Below are 15,327 nucleotides of genomic sequence, written 5' to 3' on the forward strand. Positions count from 1 at the left end.
CCGACTCCACAACCGGCTGTGGGCGAGACCTCTTTGTGATCCGGCAGAGCGGTCGGCGACAATGGCGCGATGCAGGCAGAGGTGCACCCGGATCCCAGCGGCCCGGCACTGGATCCGCGGGCCACGTCCGGCGATCCGGCCCCGGCGCCACCGCCGGAGCCCGGCGCGTGGGAGGTGATCCGGGCGGCGCTACTGGACCAGACCGGTCTCGTTCGCGCGCTCGCGTCCGGCCGTCGCCGCGGCGCGGAGGCACCGCACTACCTCCGGATCGAGCTCAGGTACGTCGATCTGAAAGGGCAGCGCCACCTGCAGATCACCGAGTACGACGAGCGCCAGGCCCACACGCGCAACGTCGCGGCGTCGGACAGCGAGAAGGCCGTCGACGAACTGCTCGACCTGCCGTACGGGACGTGGCATGTCGAGACGACCACCGAGACACTGCGGCTGCGCTACACCAAGAAGGGTAAGGAACTGCTGCACCGGCAGGAGGACAGCCGCGAGCAGGAGACCGGCCACGACCGGGTGAAGCAGCGTGTGCTCGACCCGGCCGCGCCGTTCCTCATCGAGCTCGGCATCAGCGACCACCAGGGCCGGGTGAAGCCGTCGCGGCAGGCGAAATACAAGCAGATCGAGGAGTTCTGCAAGCTGCTCGCGCCTGCCCTGGACGAGGCTGTCTCGGCTGGAAGGATCACGACCGGCCGGCCGCTGCAGGTGGTCGACCTCGGTTGCGGCAACGCCTACCTCACCCTGGCCGCGTATCACCTGCTGTCCGCGGCCGGGCACGACGTCCGGATGACCGGCATCGATCACAACCCGGCCGCCCGGAAGCGGAACACCCGGGTGGTCGAGGCGCTCGGCTGGCAGGATCACCTGCGCTTCGTCGACGCGACCATCCAGGCCGCGGAGCTCGACGTACGCCCGGACGTCGTACTGGCGCTGCACGCGTGCGACACGGCGACCGACGACGCGCTGGCCCGGGCGGTCGGCTGGGAGGCTCCGCTGGTGCTCGCGGCTCCGTGCTGTCATCACGACATCCAAAAGCAGCTCAAGAGCGTCTCACCACCGGCGCCTTATGCGCTGATGACGAGATATGGCATCGTTCGTGAGCGGTTCGCCGACGTCCTGACGGATTCTCTGCGGGCGGCGGTGCTGAGGCAGGTCGGATACCGAGTGGAGGTCGTGCAGTTCGTGGACAGTCAGCACACCCCGCGCAACCTGCTCCTCCGCGCCGCCCGGACCGGTGCCAAGCCGAGTGCCGACGTGCAGTCCGAGTACCAGACCTTGATCGCCGACTGGCAGGTCACACCGCGCCTGGCTCAGCTCTTGCTCCCGCCGGCCGCCGAGGCCGGACCAGAACAGGCAGCCGGCTCCGAGGTGATGCCGTGAGACAGCTCCGGACGGTACTCGCCCTGACCGCCGCGGCCCTGTTCACGCTCGCCGGCGTCGCCGTGCCCACCTCCGCGTCGGCCACCACCACCGCGGACCCGACGCCGCCGAAGAAGCTGTTCACGATCAAGGACGACCGGATCAAGGACCCGTCGGGGCTGGCGAAGAGCCAGAAGCATGACGACCTCTACTGGACGGCGAACGCGACGACTGACGGCGTCCGGGTGTTCGGCCTGGACACCACCGGCAGGTTGAAGGTGGAGCTCGGGTTCAAGGCCCAGGTGCAGGACATCGAGGCGGTCGGGGTGGACCGCGACGGCACGATCTACATCGCGGACATCGGCGACAACAAGGTCAACCGGGACATGATCGAGATCTACACGATCCCGGAGCCGGCCACGCTGAAGGACTCCGACAGCGTCAAGTACCACCGGTTCGACTTCACCTACCCCGACGGTCCGCACGACGCCGAGACCCTGCTGGTCGAGCCCGGGACGAACCAGCTCTACATCGTCACGAAGTCGACGAAGGGCACCGGCGCGATCTACGCGGCGCCACCGGCACCGAGCCGCCAGGGCACGAACGAGCTCTCCAAGCTCGCCCCGGCCCCGTCGGGCGTGATCACCGACGGCACGTTCCTGCCGGACGGTCAGCGCGTCGTGCTGCGAACGACCGTCGATGTAGCCACCGTCGCCTGGGGCGACACCCCTACCGCGATCGCCCGCACCGCTGTCGCGTTCGGCCAAGGCGAGAGCGTCGCCGTCGGCCCGACCGACACCACGGTCCTCGTCGGGACCGAGGGCACCAACTCGGCCGTCTACCAGGTCCAGATCCCCGCGAAAGCCGCCGCGGCCACACCACCCGCGGCCTCCGCGACCCCCAAGCCCGCCAGCAGCGCCGACGCCAACAGCGAAACCGGCAAGAACCACAACCTCCGCTGGATCCTCATCGGCGCCGCCCTCTTCGCCCTCATCATCACCATCGTCACCTTCCCCCCAGGCCGCCGCGAACGCCTCGACCGCATGGCCGAAAACGCCCGCCTAACCGGCCAAACCCCCCGCACCCCCCACCGCCGCTCCCACTCCTAACCCCGACCCCTCGCACCACCTGCGCAGTCGGCCCCGCCCGCCCCACACCCTCCCGCGCGCGCACCCCCCGCCGCTCCCACGCGTAGCCCCGGCCCTCGCACCACCTGCGCAGTCGGCCGCGCACGCCCCCACACCTCCTGCGCGCCCACCCCGCACCCCGCCGGCGCTCCCACTCGTAGCCCCGGCATCCCCGCACCACCTGCGCAGTCGGCCGCGCACGCCCCCACACCCTCCCGCGCGCCCACCCGGCGCCACCCAACTCGGCCATCCCGACGCCACCGGGCTCCGCCACTCCGCGCTCCCCCGCTCGTCCACCTGCGCCACCCACTCCCGCGACTCCGCGCCACCCAGCTCAGCCCACCCGTGCCACCCCGCTCGGCCGCCCCGGTGCCACCCACCCTGGTGTGCGGCGCTTAGCCACGCCGCTCACAGGCGGTGCTTTGCTTGGCCGCCGCGGTCAGGTGGGAGGCAACCTGCAAAGCAGCGGCTGGGAGCTACCTGCACGGACGGGCGATGGCTGCGGCAGCGGCAGGTGGTGGACAAACAAACAGCCGCCGACCCCGGGTTGGGGTCGGCGGCTGTTTCGTCCGGGCCGGTCTGGGGTGTGCGTTGCGAGTGCGGCGGGGTTACTTCAGGCGGTCGACTACGAAGTCGATGGCTTGGGTGAGCTTTTCGACGTCGTCGGGGTCCACCGCGGGGAACATCGCGACGCGCAGCTGGTTGCGGCCGAGTTTGCGGTAGGGCTCGGTGTCGACGATTCCGTTGGCGCGCAGCGTCTTCGCGACCGCGGCGGCGTCGATCGCGTCGTCCAGGTCGACGGTGCCGATGACGAGCGAGCGGGCGTCCGGGTCCTCGACGTACGGCGTCGCGTAGTCGGACTTCTCGGCCCAGGTGTAGAGCCGGGTGCTCGAGTCGGTCGTCCGGGCGACGCTCCACTCCAGGCCGCCCTGGTTGTTGATCCAGTCGGTCTGCTCCGCCATCAGGAACAACGTGGCCAGCGACGGAGTGTTGTAAGTCTGGTGCTTGCTCGAGTTGTCGATCGCGGTGGCCAGGTCCAGGAACGCCGGGATCCACCGGCCGGACGCGGTGATCTCCTCGACCCGCGCCAGCGCGGCCGGGCTCATCAGCGCGATCCACAGACCGCCGTCCGAGGCGAAGCACTTCTGCGGCGCGAAGTAGTAGACGTCGACCTCGTTGATGTCGACCGGCAGGCCGCCGGCGCCCGAGGTGGCGTCGATCGCGACCAGCGCGCCCTCGTCGGCGCCCTCGACCCGCTTGACCGGCGCCATCACGCCGGTGGAGGTCTCGTTGTGCGGCCACGCGTACAGGTCGACGCCGGCCTCGGCGACCGCGACGGGGCGCGTGCCGGGGCCGGACTTCACGATGGTCGGGTCGGCGAGATGCGGCGCGAGCTGAGCGGCCTTGGCGAACTTCGACGAGAACTCACCGAAGCTCAGGTGCTGGCTCTTCTCCCGGATCAGCCCGAACGTCGCGATGTCCCAGAACGCGGTCGAGCCGCCGTTGCCGAGCACCACCTGGTACCCGTCCGGCAGCTGGAAAAGGTCGGACACACCCTGCTGCACCCGGGCCACCAGGTTCTTCACCGGCGCCTGCCGGTGCGACGTACCGAGCAGCTTGGCGCCCTCGGTCGCCAGCGCGGCCACAGCCTCCGGCCGCACCTTCGACGGCCCGGCCCCGAAGCGTCCGTCAGCGGGCTTGAGCTCTGCAGGAATCAGAATCTCGCTGGTCACCAGCGTTTCCCTTCGTCGTCTGCGTTCAGAAAGCCGACGACGCTGTCAGCGCACCCCATCCTCCCACACCCACCACAACCCCCACCCCCGGGTCTCATCCCACCCCACCCAATCAACCAAGCCGCTCGGATGCGCGACCGCCCCGCCGGGGTCCGAGCCGGCCGGAGTGCGAGTCGGCCGGAGTGCGAGTCGGCCGGGGCGAGCTGGCCGGGGTCGGGGTGGCCGGGGGGGTCGGAGGTGGGCCGGGTCAGAGTGGGCTGGGTCGGGGCGAGCCGGGCCGGGATGGGCTGGGCCGGGATCGGGGCGTCGGACCGAGGTGGGGTGGGCCGGGGAAGGGTGGGCCGAGTGCGGCGGGGGAGTTGGGTTACTCGTGTTTGCGGGTGATTGTTTGGGTGCCGGTTAGGCGGGCTACGGGGCCGTCCGGGGTGTCGGTCCATTCGCCGCAGGCGCCGCCGCCTTCGGCGACGTCGAGTGGCAGCTCGGAGCCGTCCATCCGCAGCGCCGGGTGGTAGTACTGGGCGACCTTCTCGGCTTCGCCTTGGATGTAGTGGCCGATGAGGGCTCGGCGGAAGCGGTCGGTGGTGACGTTGGGAGCGCTGCCGTGGACCAGGGCGCCGTGGAAGAACAGGACGTCGCCCGGCTCCATCTCGATGGGTACGGCGGCGCCCGCCTCAGGCAGCGGGACGGTGATGTCGGTGAAGCTGACCGTGGTGTCCGCCTTCTCGGTGCACAGGATCGGCCAGCGGTGACTGCCGGGCACGACCTCGAGGCAGCCGTTCGCGCGGTCGACCCGGTCGAGCGCCATCCACGCCGCGACGCACGTACCGGGGTCGGCCTTCAGGTAGAAGTTGTCCTGGTGCAGCGCCTGCCCCCGCGAACCCGGCGGCTTGAAGTAGATCATCGTCTGCACCGCGTACGGCGACCTGCCGAGCAGCGCTGTCATCACCCGATCGATCCGCGGGTCGATCATCCACTCCAGCGAGGCATCGTCCCAGCGGTGCATCTGCGCCATCCGCGGGTACCGCTTGAGCGGATCCCGGTCGGTCGCGGTGTGCCCGGCGAAGTCGTGTGGGTTCGTCCCACGGCGGCGCACCTCCATGTAGTGGTCCCGCAGCCGATCGACCTCGTCCTCGCTCCACAGTCCGCGCACCAGCGTGTACCCGGTCTCGTCGAACTCCGCCTTGTACGCCGCGCCGGCCTGCTCGTCGATGTTGTACGAAACGCTCATCCACAACTCCCGCACTCGATCCGCCACTCCCGCCGGGACCGCCTACTCTGGTCCTGGCACAGCAATTCTCCGACCGATCGCCGCCGGCCGACCACGGACGATTCACGCGAGGTGTTGAACTTTTGTCGCATCATCCGGCAGTGCACGCGCCCTTGCGGATCACTCTGCTGTCACCGCCGACGTTCTGGCGCTGCGAGCCGAGCTGGTCCTGGACGTCGCGTCCGCTCCAGGACCATCTGTTGTGGTGCGTGCTGGACGGACGTGGCCGGCTGGAGCTCAACGACGACCAACAGGAGTTGCGCCCCGGCGTCTGTGCAGTCTTCGCGCCGGGCGACGCCCCGCGAGCGACCCATGATCCGCGCCGGCGCTTGCTGGTGTTCGGCATGCATTTCGAGGTCGACCACCCGAGGGTGGCTCAGGACCCGCGGTGGGGCGAGGTGATGGATCGCGAGTTGCTCGGCGTACTCGCGCGGACCTGCGACGCGTCGTACCGGCGGCGGGATGCGTTGGGCAGGCGGCAGGCGGAGCTGTGTCTGGAGCAACTGCTCGGGGTGATCTGGGACGCGGTCCACAACCCCGGGCGGAGTGTGACCGACACGGCTGTGGACGAGGTGGCGCGGCAGATCCGGCAGGATCCCAGCCACGACTGGACCGTCACGGAGATGGCTCGCCGGGCCGCACTCTCCAGGGCGCAGTTCACCCGGAGGTTCGTCGCACAGCTCGGGATGTCGCCCGCGCAGTACCTGATCCAGTCCAGGATCGACCGCGCTCACCAACTACTGACCGATTCAGGGATGACGGTGACCCAGACGGCCGCCGCGCTCGGCTACACCGACGTCCCGTACTTCAGCCGCCAGTACAAGCAACGCACCGGCCGGTCGCCAAGCCAGGACCGGTAGAGCCAGGACCGGGTAGAGCCAGGACCGTTAGGCCCAGTCCGAGTTCCAGCCCTCGATGGAAGTGGCTGGGCGACTGGCGGGACCGGAGTAGATCGCCGACGGACGGATCAGGCGGCCGGTGCGCTTCTGCTCCAGCACATGCGCGCTCCACCCGGCAGTCCGGGCACAAGTGAACATCGACGTGAACATCGGCGGCGGCACCTCCGCGAAGTCCAGGACGATCGCCGCCCAGAACTCCACATTGGTCTCCAGCACTCGGTCCGGCCGCCGCTCGCGCAGCTCTGCCAGCGCGGCCTGCTCCAACGCCTGCGCCACCTCGTAACGCGGTGCCGCCAGCTCTCGCGCCGTACGGCGAAGCACTCGGGCGCGCGGGTCCTCTGCCCGGTACACGCGGTGCCCGAAGCCCATCAAACGCTCGCCGGCGTCCAGCAGACCCTTCACGTACGCACTGGCGTCGCCACTGCGCTCCACGCCCTCGATCATCGTCAGTACCCGCGCCGGCGCCCCACCGTGCAACGGCCCGGACATCGCACCGACCGCACCGGACAAAGCGGCAGCGACGTCCGCACCGGTCGATGCGATCACGCGCGCGGTGAACGTCGACGCGTTCATGCCGTGCTCGGCCGCGGACGTCCAGTACGCGTCCACTGCCTGCACGTGCTTGGGATCCGGCTCACCGCGCCAGCGGATCATGAACCGCTCGGTGATCGTCTTCGCCTTGTCCACCTCGCGTTGCGGCACCATCGGATGCCCGATGCCACGAGCCGCCTGGGCGACGTACGACAGGGCCATCACCGCGGCCCGGGACAGGTCGTCGCGAGCCTGTACGTCGTCGATGTCGTAGAGCGGCCGCAGACCCCAGGCGGGAGCGAGCATCGCCAGCGCGGACTGCACGTCGACCCGGATGTCACCGGTGTGGACCGGCAGCGGGAACGGCTCGGCCGGCGGCAGGCCCGGGGTGAACGCACCGTCGACCAGCAGGCCCCAGACCGCACCGAACGGCACCCGGCCGACGAGGTCCTCGATGTCCACGCCGCGGTAGCGCAGCGCCGAACCTTCCTTGTCCGGCTCGGCGATCTGCGTGTCGAACGCGACCACGCCTTCCAGCCCGTGCTGCACCTCGGTCCTCGGATCTGACATGCGACTCCCTCGTCCTCGTGGCGGCGCACCCGGCCCACCAGAGACCGCGCGCACCGATAGGCGCCCAGGCAGCATAGTTCTCGCCGGTAACCTCCGGACAGATCTGTGACCAGCTCGGCACGTCGGCGCCGTGGACCGGTCGCGGGTCTACTCTCGACGCCATGGCCGCCAAGCCCAATCCCGCCCTCGGGCTCATGCTCGGGATCATTGCCGGTTACGCCGCTGTCGTCGGCGCCTCGTACGCCGGCGCCCGGCTGCAGATCGCCCGTCAGGTCACGTTCGACAGCGTCGTCCGGCACGGTCTGCAATGGCTCGTGCTGTTGCTCCTCATCGCCGCTGTGCTCGGCCTGCTGATGGCGGGCCGCACGATCGGCGCCGGAGTGATGGTCGGAGCCGGCGCTGTGATGGCCCTGGCCGGGCTGTTCGTCCAGGTGGCGCCGATCAACCGGGTGTCCGACCTGCTCACGCTCTTCCAGGTCCCCGGCTCCAAGATTCCGCCGTACCTGCTGATGGACAGCTCGGTGCTGTTCATCGGAGTCGTGTTGCTCGTCGGCGGTATCGGTCGCTGGGTCGCGGACGCCAAGGTGGCCAGAGTGCTGCAGGGCGGCGGTAACCAGTCGGGCTACCCGGCGCAGCAACCACCGCAGCAGTGGGGTGGGTACCCGGGCCAGCAGCAACAACCGCCGTACCCGGGCCAGCAACAGCATCCGCAGCAGTACCCGGGTCAGCCGCCGCGATAACTTTCCCCGCAGAGCACGCATCAGGCTCTGCATGGAAACGCTGATCGCCTACACCTTCTCTCACGACAGCGTGGTGAGGGCTGCCGCGGGCCGCGCCCGCGTCGAGGCGTACTACGGCGACCTGTGGAACCACGAGGCCAAACACCAGGGGTACGACGGCAGCACGGTCGGACTGCACGTGTGGGACCGGTACGACGGCCATTGCTTCTGGCCGTCCTGGCACGACACCGGTGATCTCCGCGTCGCCAGCCTGCACACCCCACTCGGCTATCAACGTGTCGTCGGCGACGTCTCGCCGTACGACGCTCCTGGTCGGCTGGCTCAAGCGGTACGGCGTACTCCGGCCAGCTTCCTGGAATTGGCGCCACCGTTCACCATGGCCGTGCTGAACCCGGCCGAGGAACGGCTCGAGTTGTTCACCGACTCCATCGGCGTCGGCCGCCTCTTCCAGTTACGGCTGTCCGACGGCTGGGTGTGGAGCAACCGCCCCGTCGCCGCCCTGCTCTTCGCCGGTGTGCCGGCTGCGGCGGCTCCACGCGGCTGGAGCTTCGCTGCGGCGTGCGGCTGGTTCATGGACGACAGCACGCCGTACGACGGTGTGCTGGCTGTGCCCGGGGCGACACACATCGTTGCCGACGGCAGCCGTCGGCAACGGACGGTCAGCCGGATCGAGACGACCAGTGTGTGGTCGACGGACAGTCCGGACACGGTGGAGGAGACCGCCGAGGCACTGCAGGACGTGGCGCGGTCTGTGGGACGACTGTGGCCCGGCAGACCTACTGTCGACCTCAGCGGTGGTCGCGACTCCAGAGTGGTGGCTGCGGCGTTCCTGGCCGCCGGCGTGGATCTCAAACTGAACAGCCACGACGCAGTGCCGGGTGAGGTCGAGGTGGCGGAGTCACTCGTCCAGGCGTTTCCTGGCACGGTCGAGCATGTCGTCAGCCGCAAGCCGCCGGGCGGACCGGTGCGACCGCAGCCGGTCAAGCCGCAGCCGCTCGAGCTGGTGGAGCGCGCGCGGCGCTGGCACCGGTACGCGGAAGGGCTCCGGCCCGCGAGCTACCTGTTCCATGCGCCGCCGAAGAATCTCACCACGGTCGATCACCTCGCGATCGGCGGAGCCGGTGGTGAAGTTGCCCACGGCCACTTCTATCCGGCCGACGTACTGCAGCTCGACGAGCTCCCGCTGCAACGGAAACTGCATGCCTTCGGCAACCGTCTGCAGACCCGGCTGACGCCGACCGCGGGGCCGGGCGAACCGGCCCGGGCCGCGGTGGGCGAGCAGATCGAGCGTGTCCTGCTGACCGCGGTGCACGGCGGGATCCAGAACGCGACGATGCTCGACTACTTCTACGTCGTCGAACGGCTGCGCAGATGGGGTACGACGGGGGAGCGTAGTGGAGTCGTGTCGCCCCTGCTGATCCCGGCGTTCGTCCGGGCCGCCTTCGCGCTCGATCCGGCGCACCGCGTCGACAACGCGCTCCACAGCGCGCTGGTCCGCCGCCTCGTCCCCGAGTGGGCCGACATCCCCTTCTTCAAGCCGACCGCGGCCACACCGCGCCGAGCCCCGGCCAGAGTCCGCGCCCTCGCCGAGGCAGCCGACAGCGAACTCATCGAAGCGCTCCTGACCGACGTCGAGGGCTTCGACGCCCACGCTCTCAACACCTTGTGGGCCGCATCCGCAGCCGGCGCAAGCTCAGCCGCCGCCGAAGCCACCCTTCGCCAAGCTCTCTGGCGTGCCACCTTCGACGACCACCTCGCGGAGGTCAACCACCATCTTCCGGCCGGCGCGCCACCGATCGTCCGAGTCGAGATACCCGTGCCGAAACCGCCGGTACGACGCCGTACCCGCAGTCCGCTGGTCCGCGCCTTGACTCGCACCAAGTTGTGGCGGGCCTACCGCCGCAGCAGGTTCGGACGTAAGTAGGCTCAGGGTGTGGATCTTGCGGAGATGCGGCGGGCGTACGGGCTAGGGGAGCTGCTCGAGAGTCAGGTTGATTCCGATCCGGTCGTGCAGTTCCAGACGTGGCTGGCGCAGGCGACCGAGGCCGGGCTGCCAGAGCCCAACGCGATGGTGCTCGCGACCGCGGACGCCGATGGGCGCCCGTCGGCGCGGACCGTGTTGCTGAAGCGAGTCGATGAACGCGGTCTCGTGTTCTACACCAACCAGCAGTCGCGCAAGGCCGACGACCTGGCCGCGAACCCACACTGTGCGCTGGTCTTCCCGTGGCACGCGATGGAGCGGCAGGTCCGCGTCGAAGGGACCGTCACCAAACTCCCCACCGACGAGGTCGACGAGTACTTCGCCAGTCGCCCGCGCGGGTCGCAGCTCGGCGCGTGGGCCTCGCAGCAGAGCCAGCCGGTCGAGTCTCGCGAGGAGCTCGACCTGCAGTACACGTCGTACGAGCGGCAGTGGCCGGAGGGCACCGACATCGCGACGCCGTACTTCTGGGGCGGCTATCTCGTCGAGCCGCTGGCGTTCGAGTTCTGGCAGGGCCGCACCGGCCGCCTGCACGACCGCCTGGCCTACCGGCGGACCAACTCGTCCGGCTGGGAGTTGCTCAGACTCCAACCCTGAGGAGCCTCTGAGGTCTCACGGAACCCGTACCGCGACCACCACCGCACCAGCGGCTTCGGCGCCCACCAGTTCACCCGCCCGAGCAGCCGCATCGTCGCCGGCACCAGCAGCGCCCGCACGATGGTCGCGTCCAGCGCGATCGCGATCACCAGCCCGACCCCGATCATCTTCACGAACACGATGCCCGACGTGGAGAACGCGGCCACGACGATGATCAGCAGCAACGCGGCGCTGGTGATGATCCCGCCGGTCCGCTGCAGCCCGAGCGCCACCGCCTGGGTGTTGTCGCCGGTCCGGTCGTACTCCTCCCGGATCCGGCTGAGCAGGAACACCTCGTAGTCCATCGAGAGCCCGAACAGTACGGCGAACAGCAGCACGGGATTGGTCGCGTCGAGGAACCCGGCCGAGGTGAAGCCGAGCACCCCGGACAGATGCCCGTCCTGGAAGATCCACACCATCGCCCCGAACGCCGCCGAGAGTGACAGCACGTTCATCACCAGCGCCTTGGCCGGGAGCACGAAGGAGCCGAAGGCAACGAACAGCAGGACGAACGTGACCAGCACGATGAACCCGGCCATGTACGGCGCGCGCTCTTTGAGCACATCGAGCAGATCGATCACCGCCGCCGTCTCACCACCGACCTCGGTCTGCGTCCCGACCGGCGGAGCGACCGCCCGCACACTGTGTACGACAGCTCGCGCCGGCAGCTCCTGTCCGGTGTAGTGCGTGTGCACGACGACCGAGGCGACACCGTTCTGATAGCCACCGATCCGGACATCATCGACCTCACCGATCTGCCGCAGCGACTCCAAGTACGGCGACAACGAAGCAGCCGGATCGGCAGGCGGCGACGAGAACCGCACCGCCACGAAGATGTCCGACCCACCAGCTCCCGCGAAGTCGCGCTGCAGCGTCTCGGTCACCGTTCGAGAGGTCGCGCCGGACGGCAGCGCTCGATGGTCGACGCCACCCAGTTGCGCCGACAGGAAGGGAATCCCGAGCACCAGCAGCACCGGGACGAGCACGAGCACATACCGCACCGGCCGCCGCATCACACTGTGCGCAAGGCGATACCACGCACCATGCTCGGTGGTAGCCCTCCGCTGCTTGAAGATCCGCAGGTTGTTCACCCGATGCCCCAGTACGGCGAGCAGCGCGGGCAGTGCGGTCAACGCCGCGATCATCGCGACCACGACCGCGGCGGCACCGCCGTACGCCATCGAGCGCAGGAACATCACCGGGAACAGCACCAGGCTGCTGATCGCGACCCCGACCGTCACGCCGGAGAACGCGACCGTCCGTCCGGCCGTCGCCATCGTCGCCGTCAGCGCGGTCTCCACATCATTGCCCTTGGCAAGCTCCTCGCGGAACCGGGTGATGATGAACAGCGCGTAGTCGATCGCCAGCCCGAGCCCGATCATCGTGACGATGTTGATCGAGAAGATCGACACGTCGGTGACCGCCGACAGCCCGCGCAGCAGCACGAACGCGCCCAGGATCGCGAGCGCGCCGACGAACAGCGGCAACGACGCCGCGACCAGACCGCCGAAGACGACCACCAGCAGCACCAGCACGATCGGCGTCGAGATCGTCTCGGCCCGCACGATGTCGTGCTCGGTCTGCGTGTTCACCTCGTCGAACACCGCGATCTCCCCGCCGACCTTGGCGTCCAGCCCGGGTGGCGCCGTCCGGACCCTGTCGGCGATCCGGTGGAACGTCGCCAGCCGGGCCTCCTGATCCGCGCCGGCCAGCGTGAGTACGGCGTACGTGCTGTGCTGGTCCTTGGACACGAACATCGGGGACTTGGTGTTCCAGTACGTCTTGGTGCCGGTCACGTCGGCGGCCGGCAATCCGGACAGGTGACTCTCGACCGACTGCCGGAAGGCGGGATCGGACACCGTCTTCGCGCCGCCGTCGTACAGCACGATCACATCGGTGCCGGTGCGGCCGATGTTCTGCTCGATCGTGGCGACCGCGTGGGCGGCCTCGGTGTCCGGCGCGTCGAAGCCGCCGTTGGCCAGCGAGCCGAACACGCCGGTGCCCCACGCCAGCCCGAGGGCGACGAAGGCCGCGGTCAGGGCGAGCACCAGCCGGCGGCGCCGATACGTGAAGTGGCCGAGCGTCTCGAACACGAAATCTCCCCCAGGGCGTAGATTTGAGCGGTCGGGGCCTGAGTGAACAGCGTTAACTGTTAACGGTGTTAACTCTAGACACCTGCTCTACGGCCATGTCAAGGAGAGTTTTCGGGTGGAGTTCGGTGCGAGCCGGCGGGACCGGCAGCGGGCGGCGACGCTGGCGGACATCAAGGCGGCCGCCCGCCGGTTGCTGGTCAGCGGTGGCGCGGCCGCGGTCGGCCTGCGCGCGGTCGCCCGCGAACTCGGCCTCACCCCGCCGGCCCTCTACCGGTACTTCCCGAGCCACGAGGCACTCATCGGCGCGCTGATCGCCGACCTGTATGACGAGCTGACGACGGCGCTGGTGGAGTTGCAGAGCACCGACGAGGACATCGATCTGGGCGCCAGGCTGTATCTGCTGGCCAACGGGCTGCGGGACTGGGCGGTGGCGCATCCGTCCGAGTTCGCGCTGCTGTTCGGCACCGCGATCCCGAACCCGTACGACGAGGATCACGCGGACACCCCCGGGCATCAGGCGGCGATGCGGTTCGGTGCCGTGTTCAAGGAGCTGGTGGCGCAGATCTGGCACTGGAAGCCGTTCCCGTACCCGCCCGACGAGGCGCTCGGCCCGGCGCTGGTCGCCCAACTCACGCAGGAGTCGGAGCACTTCCACGGCATGCCGCCCGGAGCGATCTACCTGTCGCTGACCTACTGGACCAGGCTGTACGGCCTGATCTGCATGGAGGTGTTCGGCCAGCTGCACTGGGTGCTGCCGGATGCCGCCGCCTACTTCGAGGCGCAGCTCTTCGAGATCGGGCAGGCCCTGGGTCTCGACTGCCCGCTACCAGAGCAGTAGGAGGGCAGTAAAAAGCCCGCGGGCGCTTCCAGAACGCGACCGGGTGGCCGAAACTCTGGGTCAGGCGGACTGACCTGACTGCCCGCGGGCCCGGTGGCTGGCGTTGAATTGGCCGACCACTTGCCCACTAACTAGTGGTTGGCGGTCAACCCGCCGCCACCTCACGAGTCCGATAGCAATTCATGCGTTGGACCACCTCCCTTCGCGTGTACTGCGAACTTACTGTCCGGCGGTCCACGGTTCAACCGGTTTTCGCCCAGGGATGAACGACAATCGGAGCCATGATCAGACTTGGCCTCCCGGTGATCGTGCTGTTGGTCGGAACCGGCTGGTTCGCGTGGGCGTCGTACCGCCGGGCCGCCCTGGCAGAGCGGGCGCTGGCCGAGGTCAACGCCGAGCATCGGGCGCTGATGCACGAGGTCAGGACGCTGGAACGGGCGGTCGCGGCTGCCGAGCAGGGCCTGCGTACGCTCAGCTCGCATCCGTCGGTGCCGCGCGACGTCGCGGTCACCGCAGACCTGACCCTCGCCGACATCCGGCGACTGGTGGAACGCAAGGAGCTCGACGAGTAATGGCAAAACTGGGGACCGCTGCTGCCGCGATCAAGCCCAAGGGTGGTGGCAGCGTCAAGGCGAAGGTGATCGGCGGCATCATCGTCGTCGTCATCGTGATCATCGTGCTGGCCAACATCTTCAACTTCGCCAGCACCGACACGAACCGGATCGGCCTGCACTACGGCGGCGGCGTGGTCGAGGCCAAGAAGTTCAAGTCGATCATCCCGCCCGGCTCGACGAACAAGCTGATCGGTCCGGGCGACACGTTGTACACCTACCCGATCGACCAGCGCTCGTACATCATCGGCGGCGACGCCGCCGACACCGACGCGGCCGACGAGGTCACTGTGGTCAGCAAGGACAACGTCCGGCTCGGCGTCCGGGTCCAGGTCTACTTCACGCTGAACCGGGACAAGGACGTGATCAAGTCCTTCCACGAGCGGATCGGCCTGAAGACCGAGGCGTACGAGGAGAGCGGCTGGAACGACATGCTGCAGAGCTACTTCCGCCCGCAGATCGACCGGGCGCTGGCCGCGGTCGCGACGAACTACGGCTGGGCCGAGCTCTACAACAACGAGTCGAAGAAGGCCACCTTCCAGACCGCGGCGGCCCAGGAGTTCACCCGGTTGCTGCCGGCCGCCGTCGGCGGTGACTACTTCTGCGGACCGTCGTACAACGGCAGCAACGACTGCGGCGAGCTGTCGTTCACGATCCAGAAGCCGACGCCGCTGGACAAGGGCATCATCGACGGCCTGGAGGCCAAGCAGCGCGCCGAGCTGGCCAAGGCCACGCAGGAGCAGAAGAACCAGCAGGTCAACGTCGAGCTGCAGTCGGTCAAGCAGCAGGTCGCGATGCTCGGCGCGCAGGGCTACCTGCTGAAGACCGCGATCGAGTCGGGCAAGATCCAGTTCATGGTGATCCCGCAGAACGGCAACGTCAGCATCCCGGTGCCGACCACGCCCACCACGCAGCCAACCACCGAACAACCACGCTAGC

General features: G+C 69.0%; 13 protein-coding genes. 9 read left to right on the forward strand and 4 right to left on the reverse strand.

Annotation, left to right across the window (positions count from 1 at the left end; translation table 11 throughout):
• Positions 1-69 precede the first annotated feature (69 nt).
• Both OG876_RS19840 and OG876_RS19845 read left to right on the forward strand, forming a co-directional pair.
• Complete coding sequence (locus OG876_RS19840) at positions 70-1,386, forward strand: class I SAM-dependent methyltransferase (RefSeq protein ID WP_328526367.1); 1,317 nt, start codon at positions 70-72, stop codon at positions 1,384-1,386.
• Positions 1,383-2,474 carry a hypothetical protein gene (locus tag OG876_RS19845; RefSeq protein WP_328526368.1) on the forward strand — a complete coding sequence of 364 codons (1,092 nt, stop codon included), beginning with the start codon at positions 1,383-1,385 and terminating at the stop codon, positions 2,472-2,474. The genes OG876_RS19840 and OG876_RS19845 overlap by 4 nt, the downstream gene beginning before the upstream one ends.
• A 626-nt stretch (positions 2,475-3,100) precedes the next feature.
• Here OG876_RS19845 and serC read toward each other — a convergent pair.
• Together serC and OG876_RS19855 are read right to left on the reverse strand one after the other, a co-directional pair.
• Positions 3,101-4,225, reverse strand: coding sequence for a phosphoserine transaminase (serC, locus tag OG876_RS19850; RefSeq protein ID WP_442914142.1), 1,125 nt, complete (start codon positions 4,223-4,225; stop codon positions 3,101-3,103).
• A gap of 364 nt (positions 4,226-4,589) precedes the next feature.
• Positions 4,590-5,453: a phytanoyl-CoA dioxygenase family protein gene (locus OG876_RS19855; RefSeq protein ID WP_328526369.1), complete on the reverse strand. Its 864-nt coding sequence runs from the start codon at positions 5,451-5,453 to the stop codon at positions 4,590-4,592.
• Between the two features lie 140 nt (positions 5,454-5,593).
• Between OG876_RS19855 and OG876_RS19860 the strand changes: the two genes are divergently transcribed.
• Complete coding sequence (locus OG876_RS19860; RefSeq protein ID WP_328526370.1) at positions 5,594-6,352, forward strand: AraC family transcriptional regulator; 759 nt, start codon at positions 5,594-5,596, stop codon at positions 6,350-6,352.
• A gap of 27 nt (positions 6,353-6,379) precedes the next feature.
• Here OG876_RS19860 and OG876_RS19865 read toward each other — a convergent pair whose 3' ends face one another.
• Positions 6,380-7,492, reverse strand: a complete 1,113-nt coding sequence (locus OG876_RS19865) for a citrate synthase 2 (RefSeq protein ID WP_328526371.1) — start codon at positions 7,490-7,492, stop codon at positions 6,380-6,382.
• A 161-nt stretch (positions 7,493-7,653) separates the two neighbouring features.
• Between OG876_RS19865 and OG876_RS19870 the strand changes: the two genes are divergently transcribed.
• Genes OG876_RS19870 through pdxH form a run of 3 tightly spaced genes read left to right on the forward strand, consistent with a single transcriptional unit; the run spans position 7,654 to position 10,807 of the window.
• Positions 7,654-8,232 carry a hypothetical protein gene (locus OG876_RS19870; protein ID WP_328526372.1) on the forward strand — a complete coding sequence of 193 codons (579 nt, stop codon included), beginning with the start codon at positions 7,654-7,656 and terminating at the stop codon, positions 8,230-8,232.
• A 31-nt stretch (positions 8,233-8,263) separates the two neighbouring features.
• Positions 8,264-10,156, forward strand: coding sequence for a hypothetical protein (locus tag OG876_RS19875; RefSeq protein ID WP_328526373.1), 1,893 nt, complete (start codon positions 8,264-8,266; stop codon positions 10,154-10,156).
• A 9-nt stretch (positions 10,157-10,165) separates the two neighbouring features.
• Positions 10,166-10,807, forward strand: a complete 642-nt coding sequence (gene pdxH, locus OG876_RS19880; protein WP_328526374.1) for a pyridoxamine 5'-phosphate oxidase — start codon at positions 10,166-10,168, stop codon at positions 10,805-10,807.
• Here the strand turns inward: pdxH and OG876_RS19885 are convergent.
• Entirely contained in the window at positions 10,756-12,939 is a 2,184-nt protein-coding gene (locus OG876_RS19885) for an MMPL family transporter (RefSeq protein ID WP_328526375.1), read from the reverse strand. The two genes, pdxH and OG876_RS19885, sit on opposite strands and share 52 nt — an antisense overlap.
• A gap of 115 nt (positions 12,940-13,054) precedes the next feature.
• On the opposite strand from OG876_RS19885, the gene OG876_RS19890 reads away from it, so the two are divergent.
• The 3 genes from OG876_RS19890 (at position 13,055) to OG876_RS19900 (ending at position 15,326) form a co-directional block, all read left to right on the forward strand.
• On the forward strand, positions 13,055-13,777 hold the full coding sequence (locus OG876_RS19890; protein ID WP_328526376.1) for a TetR/AcrR family transcriptional regulator: 723 nt from the start codon (positions 13,055-13,057) through the stop codon (positions 13,775-13,777).
• Positions 13,778-14,058: 281 nt separating this feature from the next.
• Complete coding sequence (locus OG876_RS19895) at positions 14,059-14,349, forward strand: hypothetical protein (RefSeq protein WP_328526377.1); 291 nt, start codon at positions 14,059-14,061, stop codon at positions 14,347-14,349.
• Positions 14,349-15,326: an SPFH domain-containing protein gene (locus OG876_RS19900; RefSeq protein ID WP_328526378.1), complete on the forward strand. Its 978-nt coding sequence runs from the start codon at positions 14,349-14,351 to the stop codon at positions 15,324-15,326. Before OG876_RS19895 ends, OG876_RS19900 begins: the two co-directional genes overlap by 1 nt.
• Position 15,327 lies beyond the last annotated feature (1 nt).

The organism is Kribbella sp. NBC_00359 (assembly GCF_036097425.1).
Taxonomy (GTDB): Bacteria; Actinomycetota; Actinomycetes; order Propionibacteriales; family Kribbellaceae; genus Kribbella.